The 16,205-nt window shown below is 60.6% G+C and carries 18 protein-coding genes; 8 read left to right on the forward strand and 10 right to left on the reverse strand.

All coding sequences use genetic code 11. The features are described 5' to 3' along the window. Positions 1-95: 95 nt before the first annotated feature. Complete coding sequence (locus tag D8U60_RS00790; protein ID WP_130899252.1) at positions 96-1,025, reverse strand: hypothetical protein; 930 nt, start codon at positions 1,023-1,025, stop codon at positions 96-98. A 308-nt stretch (positions 1,026-1,333) separates the two neighbouring features. Between D8U60_RS00790 and D8U60_RS00795 the strand changes: the two genes are divergently transcribed. Both D8U60_RS00795 and D8U60_RS00800 read left to right on the forward strand, forming a co-directional pair. Further along, positions 1,334-2,017, forward strand: a complete 684-nt coding sequence (locus D8U60_RS00795; protein ID WP_016775228.1) for a response regulator transcription factor — start codon at positions 1,334-1,336, stop codon at positions 2,015-2,017. Further along, positions 1,995-3,389 carry a HAMP domain-containing sensor histidine kinase gene (locus D8U60_RS00800; protein WP_130899253.1) on the forward strand — a complete coding sequence of 465 codons (1,395 nt, stop codon included), beginning with the start codon at positions 1,995-1,997 and terminating at the stop codon, positions 3,387-3,389. The genes D8U60_RS00795 and D8U60_RS00800 overlap by 23 nt, the downstream gene beginning before the upstream one ends. 131 nt (positions 3,390-3,520) lie before the next feature. On the opposite strand, the gene D8U60_RS00805 is transcribed toward D8U60_RS00800, so the two are convergent. The 4 genes from D8U60_RS00805 to D8U60_RS00820 form a co-directional block, all read right to left on the reverse strand. Beyond that, on the reverse strand, positions 3,521-3,931 hold the full coding sequence (locus D8U60_RS00805) for an SRPBCC family protein (RefSeq protein WP_130899254.1): 411 nt from the start codon (positions 3,929-3,931) through the stop codon (positions 3,521-3,523). A 21-nt stretch (positions 3,932-3,952) separates the two neighbouring features. Then, positions 3,953-4,750, reverse strand: coding sequence for an SDR family oxidoreductase (locus tag D8U60_RS00810; protein WP_130899255.1), 798 nt, complete (start codon positions 4,748-4,750; stop codon positions 3,953-3,955). 351 nt (positions 4,751-5,101) lie between these two features. Next, positions 5,102-5,770, reverse strand: coding sequence for an HAD-IA family hydrolase (locus tag D8U60_RS00815; RefSeq protein WP_130899256.1), 669 nt, complete (start codon positions 5,768-5,770; stop codon positions 5,102-5,104). 56 nt (positions 5,771-5,826) lie between these two features. After that, the gene (locus D8U60_RS00820; RefSeq protein ID WP_024013374.1) at positions 5,827-6,240 is read right to left on the reverse strand and encodes a response regulator; all 414 of its coding nucleotides are present in this window, start codon (positions 6,238-6,240) and stop codon (positions 5,827-5,829) included. A 198-nt stretch (positions 6,241-6,438) separates the two neighbouring features. Between D8U60_RS00820 and D8U60_RS00825 the strand changes: the two genes are divergently transcribed. Beyond that, positions 6,439-7,380, forward strand: coding sequence for a class I SAM-dependent methyltransferase (locus tag D8U60_RS00825; RefSeq protein WP_130899257.1), 942 nt, complete (start codon positions 6,439-6,441; stop codon positions 7,378-7,380). A 37-nt stretch (positions 7,381-7,417) separates the two neighbouring features. Here the strand turns inward: D8U60_RS00825 and D8U60_RS00830 are convergent, their stop codons facing one another. Next, positions 7,418-8,197 carry a helix-turn-helix transcriptional regulator gene (locus tag D8U60_RS00830; RefSeq protein WP_122612162.1) on the reverse strand — a complete coding sequence of 260 codons (780 nt, stop codon included), beginning with the start codon at positions 8,195-8,197 and terminating at the stop codon, positions 7,418-7,420. 111 nt (positions 8,198-8,308) lie between these two features. Here D8U60_RS00830 and D8U60_RS00835 point away from each other — a divergent pair, with 111 nt between their 5' ends. Beyond that, on the forward strand, positions 8,309-9,412 hold the full coding sequence (locus D8U60_RS00835) for a polyamine ABC transporter substrate-binding protein (RefSeq protein WP_130899258.1): 1,104 nt from the start codon (positions 8,309-8,311) through the stop codon (positions 9,410-9,412). Between the two features lie 73 nt (positions 9,413-9,485). Next, on the forward strand, positions 9,486-10,610 hold the full coding sequence (locus D8U60_RS00840) for a P1 family peptidase (protein WP_130899259.1): 1,125 nt from the start codon (positions 9,486-9,488) through the stop codon (positions 10,608-10,610). A gap of 216 nt (positions 10,611-10,826) precedes the next feature. Here D8U60_RS00840 and D8U60_RS00845 read toward each other — a convergent pair whose 3' ends face one another. Beyond that, positions 10,827-11,459 (reverse strand): TetR/AcrR family transcriptional regulator, encoded by a 633-nt coding sequence (locus tag D8U60_RS00845; RefSeq protein WP_130899260.1) that lies wholly within the window; start codon positions 11,457-11,459, stop codon positions 10,827-10,829. Positions 11,460-11,618: 159 nt separating this feature from the next. On the opposite strand from D8U60_RS00845, the gene D8U60_RS00850 reads away from it, so the two are divergent. Continuing rightward, the gene (locus D8U60_RS00850; protein ID WP_130899261.1) at positions 11,619-12,059 is read left to right on the forward strand and encodes a hotdog fold domain-containing protein; all 441 of its coding nucleotides are present in this window, start codon (positions 11,619-11,621) and stop codon (positions 12,057-12,059) included. Between the two features lie 63 nt (positions 12,060-12,122). On the opposite strand, the gene D8U60_RS00855 is transcribed toward D8U60_RS00850, so the two are convergent. The 3 genes from D8U60_RS00855 to D8U60_RS00865 form a co-directional block, all read right to left on the reverse strand. Beyond that, a complete protein-coding gene (locus D8U60_RS00855; RefSeq protein WP_071171786.1) occupies positions 12,123-12,809 on the reverse strand; it encodes a GNAT family N-acetyltransferase in 687 nt (228 codons plus the stop codon). Between the two features lie 87 nt (positions 12,810-12,896). Beyond that, a complete protein-coding gene (locus D8U60_RS00860) occupies positions 12,897-13,454 on the reverse strand; it encodes a YceI family protein (protein WP_130899262.1) in 558 nt (185 codons plus the stop codon). Between the two features lie 74 nt (positions 13,455-13,528). Further along, a complete protein-coding gene (locus D8U60_RS00865) occupies positions 13,529-14,887 on the reverse strand; it encodes an MATE family efflux transporter (RefSeq protein WP_130899263.1) in 1,359 nt (452 codons plus the stop codon). 199 nt (positions 14,888-15,086) lie between these two features. Between D8U60_RS00865 and D8U60_RS00870 the strand changes: the two genes are divergently transcribed. Together D8U60_RS00870 and D8U60_RS00875 are read left to right on the forward strand one after the other, a co-directional pair. After that, positions 15,087-15,656, forward strand: coding sequence for a chorismate mutase (locus D8U60_RS00870; RefSeq protein ID WP_130899264.1), 570 nt, complete (start codon positions 15,087-15,089; stop codon positions 15,654-15,656). Between the two features lie 124 nt (positions 15,657-15,780). Continuing rightward, a partial coding sequence (locus D8U60_RS00875) for a phage infection protein (protein ID WP_130899285.1) occupies positions 15,781-16,205 on the forward strand: 425 nt, incomplete at its 3' end.

The raw sequence follows: 16,205 nt of genomic DNA on the forward strand, positions 1-16,205 counted from the left end.
GAGGGATCAGTGTACGAACAGGGCGATCAGGATGATGATCGGGATCGGTACGCCGAGGAAGAACAGCAGTAATGAGCGCATGGTGACTCTCCTTTTTAACGGACCGGAGTGGTAGTGGTGTAGGTGTCGACTTCAACGTACTCGACTGCATCGCGACGACGACCGCCGAAGGTGGCTGCGAGGCTGGCGAAGAACGCACCGGCCAGCAGCGCGACGAACATCCACAGCGAGGTGTAGGCAGCGACTTTCGCGGCGGTGTCGGCAGCTTGCTGGGCCTTCAGTTTCGCGTCAGCGATGGCTTTCTGCGTGTTGGCGTAGATTTCGTCGACACGACGTTCAGCATCGACCTGGCTCAGATTGGTACGTTGCGATACCAGTTGTGCGAGGTAGGTGCGGTCTTCGGCGCTGAGCTGACCGTTGGCCAGGCTTTGGGCGAAGATGCGGGTCACGGTGCCGCGTGCGGCGTCATCGCTGACGGCAGCCGGACGGTCGTCACGGAACAGACTGTCGACGAAGTAGCCGTACTGATCGCTGTCAGTATTGGCTGCGGCAGAACCGGCGGCCTGGCTCATCGCACCGGCAGCACCGCCGACGACGTTAGCCCCAGCCTGCACACCGCCGCTGACGACGCTGCTGACCGAACCGACCACCAGCACAGCGGTGACCAGCGTGGCGACGCACCAGGCGAGGAAGCCGTGGGCGGTGTCACGGAAGTAGACTTCGTCACCGTGCATGTTCGCCCATTTCACCCGCAGACGACCGGCAATGTAGCCGCCCATGCCGGAAGCAATGATCTGCGTCACAGCCAGCCAGACAATCGTCGAAATGCCCAGGCCCTTGGCGCTCACGCCCTCTCCGGCCCACGGTGAAACCGCCGAAAAGCCCAGACCGAAACCGAGCAGCACGAGAATCATCGACAGCGCAGCGGCCGCCGCAGCACCGGCAAAGATCGCGCCCCAGGACACGCCTGAGACGCTGCTCGACTCTTCCACGGCAGGATAATAGCCATCAGGGGATCTATTCATTGTTGTACTGCTCCAGGCATGAAAAATGGTGTTACAACTCGTCAGGTGAGGAATTGCAGTGACCGTGCCAGTTACAGAAACTAAATAAACTGTCTATTTTCAACAGGTTAGAAAGTTTGAACTTCGCTGATCCGTGCAATTTGCAATAAATGGTCAGAGCCTGCGGGTTTTCTGCATTGATGACTGACTGGCAAATCCGATCAGTTCCGATTCACCGTCGCGACGAAGATGAAAGTTAATTTAAAGCGTCACGGTAAATTCTTGGCAAAATGCTGCCATTCCGTTTGAACCGATCAGCAGGCCTGCCTATGACTCGTATCTTGACCATCGAAGACGACGCCGTGACCGCGCGGGAAATCGTTGCCGAACTGAGCAGCCACGGGCTGGATGTCGACTGGGTCGACAATGGCCGCGAAGGCCTCGACCGCGCCGTCAGCGGCAACTACGACCTGATCACCCTCGATCGCATGTTGCCCGAGCTGGATGGTCTGGCCATCGTCACCACCCTGCGCACTATGGGCGTGGCGACGCCGATTCTGATGATCAGCGCCCTCTCCGATGTCGATGAGCGAGTGCGCGGTTTGCGCGCCGGTGGCGATGACTACCTGACCAAACCGTTCGCCACCGATGAAATGGCCGCGCGGGTCGAAGTGTTGCTGCGTCGGCAAAACAGCGTCGCCACCCAGGCCACGACATTGAACGTCGCCGACCTCGAACTCGACCTGATCAGCCATGAAGCCCGCCGCGCCGGACAGGTGCTGACGCTGCTGCCCACCGAATACAAACTGCTCGAGTTTCTGATGCGCAACAGCGGCCAGATTCTCTCGCGGATGATGATTTTCGAAGAGGTCTGGGGTTATCACTTCGACCCGGGCACCAACCTGATCGACGTGCACATCGGCCGTCTGCGCAAGAAGATCGACGCAGCCGGCAACGTTCCGCTGATCCGCACGGTACGGGGCTCCGGCTATGTCATTGCCGAACCCGTCTGACGGCTGGCGTTCCTCCAGCAGCCGCTTGCTGGCGCTGTACAGCTCGCTGTTTGTGGCCTGGAGCGCGATCCTCATGGGGGTCATGTATTACGAGGTGTCCGGCTACCTCGACAAACTCGCCAAACATTCGTTGATGCAACGCCAGCATCTGTTCTCGCATTTTCGCGGCGAGCAACTCGAAGACGCGCTCGCGGCGAGCATGACCTTCGATATTCGTGGTATCGACGCCTATGGTCTGTTCAGCGCTGACGGCGTTTACCTGGGCGGCGCACTTCAGCAAATTCCCGAAGGACTGCCGCTCGACGGCAAGATCCACATGCTCGCCGAGTGCGCCGATTCCGACGATCCGACTCTGCCCAGCGACAGCTGCGATGCTGTGGCCACCCAGACTCGCGACGGGCGCTGGCTGGTGCTGCTGCGTGACAACGGCTCGCTGTTCGCAGTGACGCGGATCATTTTGCACGCGCTGTTCTGGGGCGTGTCGCTGACGATTATTCCCGGGGTCGCCGGTTGGCATCTGCTGCGGCGTCGACCGCTGCAGCGCATCCGCGCGATCCAGAACAGCGCCCAGGCCATCGTTGCCGGCGACCTGACGCACCGCTTGCCGCTGTCCAATCGCCGCGATGAACTGGACATGCTCGCCGCCATCGTCAACGCCATGCTCGAGCGCATCGAGCGCTTGATGAACGAGGTCAAAGGTGTCTGCGACAATATCGCCCACGACTTGCGCACACCGCTGACCCGCCTGCGCGCGCAGTTGTATCGGATGCAGCAACAGGCGGGTGAAGGTTCGCAAGAAGCGGCGCAACTGGATCTGGTTCTGGCTGAGGCGGACACGCTGATGGCGCGGTTTCGCGGTTTGTTGCGGATTTCCGAGCTGGAGGATCGCCAGCGCCGCTCAGGTTTCGTCGAACTTGATCCGGTGCGTTTGCTGGAGGAGTTGCACGAGTTCTATCTGCCGCTGGCCGAGGAAGGCGATCTGCGCTTTCAACTGAACATGCCGGAGACGCTGCCGCCGCTCAATGGCGACCGCGCGTTGCTGTTCGAAGCGCTGGCGAACCTGCTGAGCAACTCGATCAAATTCACCCCGCCCGGCGGCACGGTGATGTTGCGTGGGGTCAATGCCAATGGCCAGACGCGGATCGAGGTGCACGATTCAGGCCCGGGAATTCCCGAGACGGAACGTGAGGCGGTGTTCCAGCGGTTTTACCGCACCGAGGGTAGCCAGCCGCAGAGTGGTTTTGGTCTGGGGCTGTCGATTGTCGCGGCGATTGTGAGCTTGCACGGCTTCAGTCTTGAGGTGGGCGGCAGTGATTTGGGTGGGGCGAAACTGGTACTGGATTGTCGGCAGAGTTTGATCAGTCAGGCCTGACGTCTCGCGCCGATCGTTCCCACGCTCCGCGTGGGAATGCCTCAAGGGACGCTCCGCGTTCCGGCTTTCGAAATGGGACGCAGAGCGTCCCGGGCTGCATTCCCACGCAGAGCGTGGGAACGATCGGCGTCTCAGGTTGGGTAATTCGCCCGCAAGGCTTCGAGCCCGCCCTGGTAGATGCCGTTGAACAACGCCACCACTTCTTCATCGCTCACGCCGACCGCATTGAATCGCCCCGACCACGTCACCCGCGCACCCTGCCCTTGGGCTTCAACCTTGATCGTCGCCAGATAATCGCTGGCGGGAAACGGTGCCTGTTCAATCGAATAGCTGTAAGTTTTTGCGGCGTTATCGAAGGTCTGCAGACGTTCGACGACCACGCCGCCGTCAGCGGTTTGCAGGGTGCGCACTCGCCCGCCTTCGCTCAGTTCGCTGTTGGTGATCAACGGCAGCCAGTCCGGCAGCGTGTTGAAGCCGCCGATCAATTGCCAGACCTGATCGGCCGAGGCCGGGATGTCGATGGTTGCAGATGCTGTTGGCATAAAACCTCTCTTTCGGAAATTTCAGATAGTCAGGCTGTCGACCACGCCGCCATCGACGCGCAACGCTGCGCCCGTGGTGGCCGAGGACAGCGGTGATGCAATGTACGTGACCAGATGCGCCACTTCCGAAACATCCGCTACGCGCTGGATGATCGAAGTCGGACGGGCCTTGCGCACAAAGGCGTCGGCTTCGTCGCGCAGGTCGCGCCCGGATTCGGCGGCCGCGTCTCTGAGCATGTCCTGCAGGCCATCGGTGAAAGTCGGCCCCGGCAGGATCGCATTGACCGTGACCCCGGTACCAGCCAGACGTTTGGCCAGGCCGTGGGACACCGCGAGGTTGGCGCTTTTGGTCACGCCGTAATTGAGCATGTCAGCCGGCGTCGCCACCCCGGATTCCGATGACAGAAAGATCACCCGGCCCCAACCCTGCTCGACCATCGCCGGCACGTAATGCCGCGCCAGGCGCACGCCGGAAATCACGTTGACCTCGTAGAAGCGCGTCCACTCACTGTCGGGAGTCTCGAAGAAATCGACGTCGTTGAAGATGCCGAGGTTGTTGACCAGAATGTCCGCGCGCGGTTCGGCGGCGAAAAGCTTTTCCGCGCCCTCGGCCGTGCCCAGATCGGCGGTAAGACCACGCAACTGCGCGCGGGGCACCGCTTGGCGAATGCTCGCCAGCGCCTGCTCGACCTTGGCCGTGTCGCGACCGATGACCACCACCGTCGCCCCGGCTTCAGCCAGCGACTGGCTGATGCCCAGACCGATGCCGCCGGTACTGCCGCTGACGATGGCCAGTTTTCCACTTAGATCGATCTTCATGCGTTTACCTCATTAGCAAGGAGTTCCACCGCGCTCGACTTTGGCGACGATTTCACAAGCATGAATCAGCGTAGTTGCGATATTGCCGGCATGGTCGAGCTGCCGACCGGTGACGGGGATGTGGTTTGATCGACGATCCCCTGTGTCTGGCAGACCGTAGCCCCTCACCCTAGCCCTCTCCCGGGGGAGAGGGAACCGACCGAGTTGTGCTGAACTTGACGTCGACCTGAAAGACCATAGCGATTATGGATTCAGAGAAGACCTTTCACGTCGGCGTATTACCTGAATATCCCCCGGTCAGTCCCCTCTCCCTGCGGGAGAGGGCTAGGGTGAGGGGCATTTCGGAACAGATCAGATTTCCGTCAGACGAAGCAGACCATCGGCGCCGACTCTGACGCCGATCGCATCGTAACTGGCCAACGTCGCATGCGCCGTTTCTATCGGGTGCTGGTGCGTGGTGGTGATAATCATCAACGCCGCGCCCGCCGCTTCCGCAGCCTGAATACCAACCGTGGCGTCTTCAAAAATCAGACAGTCAGCCGGCTCGACTCCCAGCTTATTTGCAGCCAAGAGATACCCCGCAGGATCAGGCTTGCCAGCCTTTACATCTTCCGCCGTGATCATCACCGCCGGCTCCGGAATCCCCGCCGCCGCCATCCGCCGCAACGCCAGATCGCGAGGCGCCGACGTCACCATCGCCCAACGATTTTTCGGCAGCGCGTTGAGAAAGGCTGCCGCCGCAGGAATCTCGACAATGCCTTCAACGTCTTCGATTTCCGCTGCGGTGATGAACGCTGCTTGTTGCTCAGCATCCAGCCCCGGCAGATTCAGCCGGGTGATGGTGTCGATCGCCCGCGCGCCATGGATGGTCGGCAGGAACGTCTCGACATCAACGCCATGGCGCACCGCCCACGCTGACCAGATGCGCTCGGCGGCGGCGATGGAGTTGAGGACGGTGCCGTCCATGTCGAACAGGAACGCGCCGAACGCGCGATCAAAAACCGATGCTTGTGCAGACAAGAGAGCAAATCCTCTGACAGTTGGCCGGGCAGCCTGGCCCGGCAATGTAGCACTTGTCAGTGCAACTGCGGCGCCTTGGATTTGAACGCGCTTTCCACACAATCGAGCAACTGACCGATCGCCCACGGCTTCTTGATGAACGCCACCGAATGCTTGACCCCGGAAGTCTCGGGCGTTTCATAGCCGGACATGACCATCACCGGTTTCTCCGGCCAGCGGTCGCCGAACAGATTGGCCAGGTCCGCGCCGTTAAGCGTGCCGGGCATGGTGATGTCGGTCAGCAGCAGCGCAACGTCGGCTGCATGTTTTTCCAGATACAGTGAGGCGGCGTCGGCGCTGGTTTGCGGTTCGACCTTGAACCCTTCCTCCTGGAGAATTTCGCAGAGAAACTCCAGAATCAACGGGTCGTCCTCGACAATCAGAATCAACCCGCCAGGAAGGTGCGCGCTCGACGTAGGTGTAGGGCACATGAACAGCACTCCCCCGAATTACATTTTTGATAAGCGGTTTTGAATCCGCTGCTTATCTGGTATGAGCAGCGCGCCCTGAAGAAATTCATTTTTGATACAGAGGATTTCGCCAAGGTGTTGTTTTTCGAAGCGCAGCGCCCATCGAATCCCCTCATTTGTGGTTAAAATGCCGGCCCTTTGACTGGCCGATCCTGATCCATGACCCCTGAAGCCCTCGCGACCCTCCACGCTCATTTGCTGCCCGCACTGGCAACGGCGCCCAGCGAAACCCGCCGTTTTTTTCACGGCCGCGGGCGCTGCTGGCCGGGGCTGGAGCAGCTGACCGTGGACTGGTTGCAGGGCGTGGTGCTGGTGTCGCTGTTCAAGGAACCGGCGCCTGAGCAGCTGCAAGATCTGCGGGATTCGCTGCTGCTCCTCGCCGCCTCGGCCGAGTGGCAGCAGTCCGGCGCGCACACTTTGCTGATCCAGCACCGTTATCTGCCGCAAAGCACGGCCGAATGGCTGATCGGTGAGGAAATCGAAGAAATGACCATCGTCGAGGGTGGCTTGCAGTACCGCGTCGACCTGGGGCGCAAGCAGAACACCGGGCTGTTTCTCGATATGCGTTACGGACGCAACTGGGTGCGCGAACAGGCGGTGGGCAAGCGGGTGTTGAACCTGTTCGCCTACACCTGCGGCTTTTCCGTGGCGGCAATCGAGGGTGGCGCCAGCCATGTGGTCAACCTGGATATGTCCCGCGCCGCGCTGAGCCGTGGACGTGACAATCACCGTTTGAACGGCCACGACCTGAGCAAGGTCAGCTTTCTCGGCCACGACCTGTTCAAGTCCTGGGGCAAGGTGATCAACAGCGGCCCGTACGATCTGGTGATCATCGACCCGCCGTCGTTTCAGAAAGGCAGCTTTTTGCTGACCAAGGATTATCAACGGGTGTTGCGCCGCTTGCCGGAACTGCTCACCGCGCAAGGCACGGTGCTCGCGTGCATGAACGACCCGTCGTTCGGTTCCGATTTTCTGATTGATGGCGTGACCCAGGAAGCGCCGAGCCTGCGCTTCGAGCATCGGCTGGACAACCCGCCGGAGTTTCCCGATATCGATCCAGAGAGCGGCCTGAAAGCCCTGGTCTTCCAGCGCATCAGCTGAAACACCAAGGCTCGCCCCCACACAAGTTCTGTGTGGATCAAAAAACCGTCGGCCGCAGCACCAGTGCAAACAACTCACCGTGCCCGGTGACATTGAGCTTGTGATAGAGATTGCGCCGATGCACCTTCACGGTCTCCGGCGAAATCCCCATCTGCTGGGCCATCGCCTTGCTGGAAAAGCCCTGCAGGATCAGACGCGCCGTGTCGATCTCGCGCGCGGTCAGCCGGGCATCGAAACGGTCCAGCAACGTCGCCAGATCACCCACCACCGCTTCAGCCACCGGCCCTTGCGGCGGCAGCAACTGCATGTGGCGACGCATCGCCGCCAATACCCAGTCACGAACGCACAACAGTCGGCCCTGCTCGGCCATGCCAAACGCGGTCGAGCGGCCCAGGGACAAGCCGAGTACCGCGCCTTCGACGTTGATCAGAAACTGCAATTCATCCTCGCCCACCACGGCACGAAAGTAGCTCTGGTAATACTCGCTGTGCAGAAACTGATCCGGCGCAACGGAGGCCAGGCTGTGCAGGCCGTCGCTGATCCCGCTGACGGCGGCTTGATAAAACGGATCGAGCAGGTACATGCCGGCGGTATAACCGGCCAGCTCCTGCTGGTCGTCCACGTAGCCCTTGCTGTCGAAGTCGATCAGCAAACGCGGCGGCTGGCCGGCCTGCATCAGGGCGACGAGGGCATTGTCCAGCGGCACCAGCAGGCGCAGGGTGTCGACCAGCGCGCGCCAGAAACCGTCCTGCCCGAGGTGAGAAAATACCCGCGCCAGACTCTGATGCACCGGCAGTTCCTGCAACAACGCGTCCACGCACTACCCCTTTCGAGTAACCCATGATGGGAATAGGGCTGGTGTGACCGGCCCGTTAGCCTGACCACTCCAGTTCATCACCGGCCTGCGACAGGCCAGGAGTGCCGCATCATGCGTCGTCACCGTGGATCTATCAACCCGGGCCTGCTGGCCTGTTTTTGTCTCTCCTCGGTTGCCATGGCGGCAGACGAGCCGAGCGTGCATGTCTACAACTGGTACGACTACATCGGGCCGAACACCCTGCATGATTTCCAGCGCGACAGCGGCATCCGGCCGGTGTACGACACCTTCGACAGCGCCGAAGTGCTCGAAGGCAAACTGATGACCAGCCGCAGCGGCTACGACGTTGTCGTGGCGAGCAACTTCAGCCTGCCGACCCTGATCAAAGCCGGCGCCCTCGCCCCGTTGCCTCGCGATCAACTGCCAGGCTGGCAAAACCTCGACCCCGATCTGCTGAAGAAACTCGCGGTCAACGATCCGGGCAATCAGTACGCCGTGCCTTACCTGTGGGGCACCAACGGCATTGGCTACAACGTCGACAAAGTCCGCGCCGCGCTGGGTGACAAAGCGCCGGTGGATTCCTGGGAGTTGCTGTTCAACGAAGCCAATCTGGCCAAACTGGGCGAGTGCGGCGTGGCGATGCTCGATTCGCCGTCGGAAATGCTGCCGGTCGCCCTGCATTACCTGGGCTTGCCGCCGAACAGCACCGATCCCGAGGACTACAAAAAAGCCGAAGCACTGCTGCTCAAGCTGCGCCCGCACATCGCCTACTTCAACTCTTCGAAGTTCATCAGCGATCTGTCCAACGGCAATATCTGCGTGGCGGTTGGCTGGTCCGGGGCGATGCTCGAAGCCAAGACCAATGCCGAGCAGGCCAATAACGGCGTAAAGATCGCCTACAGCCTGCCCAAGGAAGGCGCGCCGGTGTGGTTCGATACTCTGGTGCTGCTCAAGGACGCCCCCAATCGCGCCCAAGGCCTGGCGTTTATCGATTACCTGCTGCGACCGGAAGTGATCGCGCCGGTCAGTGATCACTTGTCGTACCCGAATGGCAATCGCGCCGCGACAACGCTGGTGGCAGCAGCCACTCGCGACAACCCGGCGGTGTACCCGTCCCCTGCCGCCATGGCCACCCTCTACACCCTCGAACCCTTGCCCAAAGCCGTCGAACGCGTGCGTACGCGGGTGTGGAGCAAGGTCAAGAACGGCCAGTAACCCGCGCAAGAAATCTGCCTGCCTCATCCGAGCGGTAAGCCGCCCGACCTTTTCAATGAAGAGACTGAATCTTATGAATCCGCGTGCCCGTGATCTCGATATCCTGATTGGCCAGATGCAACCCGGCCCGCTCAACGCAATTACCGATGTGCCGGGGGTGCGCGTCGGTCACAGCAATGTACGTGGTCGCAGCAGCAGCGGCCGTGACATCTGCACCGGCGTCACGCTGATCGGGCCGCGCCCCGGCTCGACCAGCCAGCAACCGTGCTTTGCCGGCGTGCATGTACTCAATGGCAACGGTGATGCGACCGGCCTGGAATGGATTCGCGAGGCCGGTCTGCTGACCAGTCCGATTGCCTTTACCAACACCCACAGCCTGGGTGTGGTGCGTGATGCGCTGATTGTGCTGGACCGAGAGCAGCAGCCGGATGACGGACGGCTTTACTGGAATATGCCGGTGGTGCTGGAAACCTTCGACGGACTGCTCAATGACATCAACGGCTTTCACGTCAAACCCGAGCATGTCGCCGAGGCACTGAACGGCGCCGCGGATGGGCCGGTAGGCGAAGGTGCGGTGGGTGGTGGCAGCGGCATGATCTGCCACGAATTCAAGGGTGGCATCGGCACCGCATCGCGCCGTTTGAGTGCTGCCCAGGGTGGCTGGACCGTTGGCGCGATCGTGCAGGCCAACCACGGCATTCGCAGTGAATTACGCGTCGATGGTTACCCGGTCGGGCGCTATATGGAACAGAAGGATTCACCGTTCCTGCGGGCAGCGCTGCCGCACCCGGGCATGGGCTCGATCGTCGTCTGCCTGGCCACCGATGCGCCGCTGCTGCCCCATCAATGCACGCGTCTGGCACAGCGTGCCAGCCTGGGCCTGGCGCGTACCGGCGGCGGTAACGAAGACCACAGCGGCGACATCTTCATAGCCTTCGCCACTGGCAATGATCACGTCCCGCCTGCCGCTTACGAGGCTAAACGCGCAGCCACCTGCGACGGTTTGCGCATGGTCAACAACGACCACATCAGCGAGCTGTTTCTGGCCGCGACCGAAGCCGTGGAAGAAGCGATCATCAATGCCCTGCTCGCCAGCGACAGCAGCGAGGGCAACGGCCATTCGGTGCCGGGTCTGGATGGGCAGACGCTTCTGGCGGCGCTGAAAAAATCCGGTTGGCCTGGATCGCGCCCGGCGTGAACCGGCATTGTGCAAGGACGACTGGCGGTACTTGAGTCGTCCATTGCACGCTCCTAGGATGAAGCTACGCGGTGACTGGATTGATCCGGCGCTGCGTAGGCGTGGGTGTTCTGAACCTCAATCAAGCCCACGCTTTGCTTCACACGCCTCTTGAGCCTCACGGGCTCTACTTCCTCCCCATCAAAGAGCTTGGAGGCTCTTTTTTGTCTGCGTATTTCAGTTCTCGGCGAGACCTTCGGCGCGAATCGACCGCCATGCCGCCTGCGCAAGCACTTCGCGATAAGCCATCGGACTGCCCTTAACTCGCCCTGCCAGCCAAGCCCGGCAGTAACTGTCCGCCTGGCCGATGATCAGCGATGGCAGCAACTCCGCAGGCAAATCCTTAAGCTCAGCGGCGCGACCCGATTCGGCCAACCACTGGCCCAAGCGCAGGTTGCGCGTCTTGTTGCGCTCGGCCAGCTCTTCCTTGAACGGGCCTTTGGTCACTGCAAATCGTGCGTGGTACTGAAAACGCGCCCACTGCGGCTGCTGCTCGACCCAGTCGACATAGCTGAAGACCAGCGCCTGCACTCCTTCCTCCGTGGTATTGGCCGCGTCCAGATACGCATCACGCAGACGCGCCTGATCCTCCAGCGCGGTGAAAAACAGCGCCGCGACCAGCCCTTCCTTGTTGCCGAAATGGTGGTAGATCGCGCCAACGCTGGTGTCGCACTCGGCACGGATCATTTCGATGGTGGTGGCTTCGATCCCCTGTTCATTGAACAGGCTCAGGGCCTTGCGAAAGATATCGCGTTTGAGTTCGGCGCGGCGGCCGGGGTAGCTGCGTTCCAGTAGATCGGCGGTGTCCATGCTGCTCGGGTCCAAAAACGGAGATTGAAAAAGGCATCAAGTGCCCGTGAACAAATCGCGCCTAGGTTGACAGATTTGCCGCGAACAGAATACCGTTCCGTTACAGAACATTATTCTGTAACGGAACATCATTCTGCAAACTACCCAGCGAGCCTACCCATGAGTCAATCTCTCAGCATGTTCAACAGCGTCGGCGCGGATGCATTCAGCAAAATGGCCTGTCAGTTCGCCCCGTACTTCAGCACCATCAATCCGCTGATCAGCGAATTGCGCCCGAACGCCGCCACCGTACAAGTGCCGTTTCGCAAGGAAATTACCAATCACCTTGGCACGGTGCATGCGATCGCCCTGTGCAACGCGGCGGAACTGGCCGGCGGAATGATGACCGACGTGTCGATCCCGGCCGGCGCGCGCTGGATTCCCAAAGGCATGACCGTGGAATATCTGGCCAAGGCGAAAACCGACGTCACCGCTGTGGCCAGCGCTGAAGGTGTGGATTGGCAAAGCGATGGCGACAAGGTAGTCAACGTCGACATTCACGATTGCGAGGGTAAAAAAGTCTTCACCGCGCGCATCACCATGAACGTCAAGCTCGGTTGAGAAGCAGGCACAAAAAAGCCCTTGCCGCGGGATGCGCAGCAAGGGCTTTTGATTGGCCGACGATCAGTGCAGGGTCAGGCGCTGACGGACGAATTCTTCTACGTGGCGGCTGGTCTGGTCCAGATGGCGATCGCGTTGTTTTTCCGCATCGAGCATCGCGCGCTTGCCGTTCTTCTGCAGCAGATAGGTGTGAATCTGCTGCACTTCCAGCGAGCGATAGATCGGCGTGGTGTCGATGAACCCGCGCAGGCCGTTGCTGCGGTAATGCCGCGTGCTCATCAGCACCTGGGTTTCGCGCTGGCCGATCACTTCAAAACCCAGTGCCTCGAAATACGGGACCTTGCCAATGCTGCAGGCCATTTCCGCATGCGGATAGCGCCCGACCATGTCCGCGAGCATCGCCCGCGCCACACCTTGGCGCCGATGGCCTTCACGCACCGCCATGTACGCGACGCTGCACGCCTCCCAATCGCCCTGCACCGGCAGACAGATGAGGAATCCGATGACTTGCTCCGGGTCTTCATCGTTAGTGGCCACCAGCAATTCCACCTCGGTGCCCTTCTGGCCGTTCAACGCCTCAAGGTAGAGATGCACCTCATAACCCACCGCGTACTGATAAACGTTGTACAGCAGATTGCTCGGGCCGAGGCCGACCGCACTGATGTCGGTCAGGTAGTCGACGACCATTTGCAGGATCTGGCTGTTGACGCTTTCCGGGCATGGGGAGGTGTAGTGGGTGATGCGTGGCATGGGCAAACTCCGGCGATAAAAAACGTTGCCGATGATCAGAGCCGTCGACGAACCGCGACATCATACCGTGCCGGATCTATTGAACCGTTACTGTTGTGGCGCCACCACCCTGAATTTGATGTTGATGTCCCTCGACACCACGCTGTCAGCCCACTCCCCTGCGCCGAGGCCGAACTCCTCTCGATTGAGCACCAGCTCACCGTCGAAGATGCCGATGGCGTTGTCCGGTTTCAACTCCACCGGCACCTCGACCTCGCGAGTGATGCCCTTGAGCGTGAGCTGACCGGCGACTTGGTAACGATGCTCGTCCACTTGAGTAAAACGGCTGGACTTGAACACCGCGAGCGGGAATTTCCCGGTGTCGAACCACGCCGGTTTCACCAGTTCGGTATTGGCGTCTTCACTGCCGGCATCGATGCTGGCGAGATCGATATGCAGCGTGGTCTGGGCTTTGCCGAGGTCGTCGGTATCGAAGTCCAGCGTCGCCTCGAATCTGCCGAAGGTGCCGTACATTCGCGAGCCCATCTGGTTGTAGGTGAAACTGATCTGGCTGGCGCTGGTGTTGACCCGGTTGTATTCAGCGGCCTGCGCACCGACCATGACGCACGATGTAAACGCGGCAAACAGCAGCAATCGCAACGGCATGACATTCTCCGGGCGGCGTGTGTCGTCGAGGGCCTTGGTTGACTTAAGCAAACAACCCGTTGTTATGCCAGCGCCTATATCAACCGCTCTATCTTCTGATGCTTCCACACCAATTTGTAATACAGGGTCTGCAAAATCAGCATCCCCAAATAGGCAACCGGGAACGCCATCCACACACCCTGCAAACCGAACTGCCCGTCGAGCCAGTAAGCCGCTGGCAACTGCACGCCGACCACACAGATAATCGAAATGACCACCGGCACCAGTACCGTGCCGCTGGCACGCATGATCCCGCCGATGATGGCCTGGAAACCGAACACCAACAGGCTCCAGAGCATGATGTGCAGCAGATGCTCGGCCATCGCCCGGGTCGAGTCCTCGGTGAGGAACAGGCCCAGCAACCAGTGCGATAACAGATAACCCAGCACAATCAGGCCACCGGTCAGGCACACATTGATCAACAGCCCGGTGCGCAGGATCGGACCCATGCGTTGCAGATCCCCGGCGCCGATCGCCTGGGCACCGAGGATCGACGCGGTGATCGCAATCGACAGCGCCGGAAACTGCACATAGTTGACGATCTGGGTGACTGCGCCATAGGCCGCTGTCGCCTGAGAACCATGCTGGTTGACCAGTGCCAGGATCACCAGCTCCGACAACGACAGCACGATCATCTGCACCCCGGTCGGCAGGCCGATGCGCAAAACCTTACCGAGGATCACCCGGTCCAGTCGCAATGCGGCGAAGAACTCTCGATCCGGCGCTAGCGGATGGCTCTTGCGAATCAGCCGCCAGGCCAGCCACGCCATTGCCGACAGATTCCCCGCCAGCCCGGCATACGCCGCACTCTGAATGCCCAGTGGCGGCAAGCCCAGCCAGCCGCGAATCAACGCCGGAGTCAACGCCAGCCCGACGGCAGTGGAGACGATCAGCGCGAGCAGCGGTGAGAGCGTATCGCTGACCCCGCGCAGCAATTGGGTGAACAGCACGAATACCAGTAGCGATGGCAGAATCCACAACATGACGTGGGCGTAGTCCACCGCGTCGTCGAGTACATCCGCCGGCGTGCCCAACCCCGTCAGTGCCTGTCGCGCAAACACCGTGCCCAGCACCGCCGCGACCAAACCGATCAACACACCCAGCAGCAGCGTCGCTCCGGCAATCGCCTTGACCATGTGCGTTTCGCGCGCGCCCCACGCCTGACCGATCAACACGCCCGCGCCAGCGCCGAGGCCGATGACCAGGGCGATGAAAAAGAACACGACAGGAAACATACCGGATACGGCCGCCAGTGCTTGAGTGCCGAGCATCTGACCGATGTAAATGCTGTTGACCGTCCCGGACATCGATTGCAGGAAGTTCGACAGCACCATCGGCGCGAGAAACAGCAGATAGGTTTGCCAGAGCGGTTTGGCGAAGGTGGCGCTATGCATTGAATGGAGGTCCATCTCGACGGCGGCAGGCCTGATTGACGATAGCTTCGGTGAGTTGCGTGCAGCGTGCAATCAACATTTCCAGACGGTGTTGATTGTCTGTTTTGCATTTGTGTAAATGCCGTGCATCGCTTTGTGTCAGTGTTGCGGCTGTGGTAAATCAGCGACTCTGTCGACACGTACTATTGAGGCTCGGTTCATGCGTAACGTTGCAAATTTTCTGCTTGGCTCCCTCCTCGCTCTGTCGGCCGCCTACGCGCAGGCAGCCGAACCCGCAGCAGCGCCTGCTTCATTGAAACCGCTACTGGCCACTTTGAATGAACGCCTGAGCATCGGTGATCTGGTTGCGTTGACCAAATGGGACAGCGGCAAGCCTGTTCAGGACAGCCCGCGTGAGGCGCAGGTCATCGCCAATGCCCGAACTCTGGCCACCGAACACAAACTCGATCCGGACGACGTCGCGCAACTGATCGCCGCACAGATGGAAGCGAACAAACTGGTGCAATACGGTCTGCTCGCGCAATGGCAAGCGGCAGGTGCTGCACCGGACACACCGCGTCCGGATCTGGGCAAACAGATCCGCCCGCGCCTGGATGAACTGCAAAAGCGCTTGTTGCAGCAGTACGCCGCCTTCGCGCCCTATCGCCAGGATCCGAATTGCCCGGCCTGGCTGGCCGATGTCCGCAACGGTCTGGCCGCCGATTCGCTGCATGACCTGGCGCTGATTCGTGCCAGCGGCGAGTTGTGCATCCGGGCGAAAGCGCTCTGAATCAACGCTCCTGGCAAACATCATCGGCGTCGATGTTCACCATCACGTCAATGAAGTTCTCATAAAAACTGCGCGGCGTAACATCGGCTCCAGACAAACAAACAACTTTCTGGAGCACACGATCATGAAACGCCAAACCCTTCTCGGCATCGCTTTCTCGGTTTTCGCAGTTAACGCTTTTGCAGTAACGCCTGCTCACACCCTGGTCGCTGAAGGCGGCTCGGACAAGCTGATCGAAAGCCGTCTGGCTGAAGGTGGTTCAGATCGTCTGATCGAGCGCCGCGTTGCCGAAGGTGGTTCGGACCGTCTGATCGAACGCCGTGTTGCCGAAGGTGGTTCGGATCGTCTGCTCGAACGCCGTGTTGCCGAAGGTGGTTCGGATCGTCTGCTCGAACGCCGTGTTGCCGAAGGTGGTTCGGACCGTCTGCTCGAACGCCGCGTTGCTGAAGGCGGTTCGGATCGTCTGCTCGAACGCCGCGTCGCTGAAGGTGGCTCTGATCGTCTGATCGAACGCCGCGTCGCTGAAGGTGGCTCTGATCGTCTGATCGA

Origin of the sequence: Pseudomonas sp. Sample_11 (assembly GCF_004307505.1) — a bacterium.
Classification (GTDB): Bacteria; Pseudomonadota; Gammaproteobacteria; order Pseudomonadales; family Pseudomonadaceae; genus Aquipseudomonas; species Aquipseudomonas atacamensis.

What these genes read in the sequence shown, in the direction of transcription:
- D8U60_RS00810 (WP_130899255.1), bottom strand. Translation starts at nt 4,750, where the DNA reads ATGAAGATCGATCTAAGTGGAAAACTGGCCATCGTCAGCGGCAGTACC.
- D8U60_RS00795 (WP_016775228.1), top strand. Translation starts at nt 1,334, where the DNA reads ATGACTCGTATCTTGACCATCGAAGACGACGCCGTGACCGCGCGGGAA.
- D8U60_RS00870 (WP_130899264.1), top strand. Translation starts at nt 15,087, where the DNA reads ATGCGTAACGTTGCAAATTTTCTGCTTGGCTCCCTCCTCGCTCTGTCG.
- D8U60_RS00840 (WP_130899259.1), top strand. Translation starts at nt 9,486, where the DNA reads ATGAATCCGCGTGCCCGTGATCTCGATATCCTGATTGGCCAGATGCAA.
- D8U60_RS00790 (WP_130899252.1), bottom strand. Translation starts at nt 1,025, where the DNA reads ATGAATAGATCCCCTGATGGCTATTATCCTGCCGTGGAAGAGTCGAGC.
- D8U60_RS00865 (WP_130899263.1), bottom strand. Translation starts at nt 14,887, where the DNA reads ATGCATAGCGCCACCTTCGCCAAACCGCTCTGGCAAACCTATCTGCTG.
- D8U60_RS00860 (WP_130899262.1), bottom strand. Translation starts at nt 13,454, where the DNA reads ATGCCGTTGCGATTGCTGCTGTTTGCCGCGTTTACATCGTGCGTCATG.
- D8U60_RS00800 (WP_130899253.1), top strand. Translation starts at nt 1,995, where the DNA reads ATGTCATTGCCGAACCCGTCTGACGGCTGGCGTTCCTCCAGCAGCCGC.
- D8U60_RS00805 (WP_130899254.1), bottom strand. Translation starts at nt 3,931, where the DNA reads ATGCCAACAGCATCTGCAACCATCGACATCCCGGCCTCGGCCGATCAG.
- D8U60_RS00825 (WP_130899257.1), top strand. Translation starts at nt 6,439, where the DNA reads ATGACCCCTGAAGCCCTCGCGACCCTCCACGCTCATTTGCTGCCCGCA.
- D8U60_RS00845 (WP_130899260.1), bottom strand. Translation starts at nt 11,459, where the DNA reads ATGGACACCGCCGATCTACTGGAACGCAGCTACCCCGGCCGCCGCGCC.
- D8U60_RS00820 (WP_024013374.1), bottom strand. Translation starts at nt 6,240, where the DNA reads ATGTGCCCTACACCTACGTCGAGCGCGCACCTTCCTGGCGGGTTGATT.
- D8U60_RS00850 (WP_130899261.1), top strand. Translation starts at nt 11,619, where the DNA reads ATGAGTCAATCTCTCAGCATGTTCAACAGCGTCGGCGCGGATGCATTC.
- D8U60_RS00835 (WP_130899258.1), top strand. Translation starts at nt 8,309, where the DNA reads ATGCGTCGTCACCGTGGATCTATCAACCCGGGCCTGCTGGCCTGTTTT.
- D8U60_RS00855 (WP_071171786.1), bottom strand. Translation starts at nt 12,809, where the DNA reads ATGCCACGCATCACCCACTACACCTCCCCATGCCCGGAAAGCGTCAAC.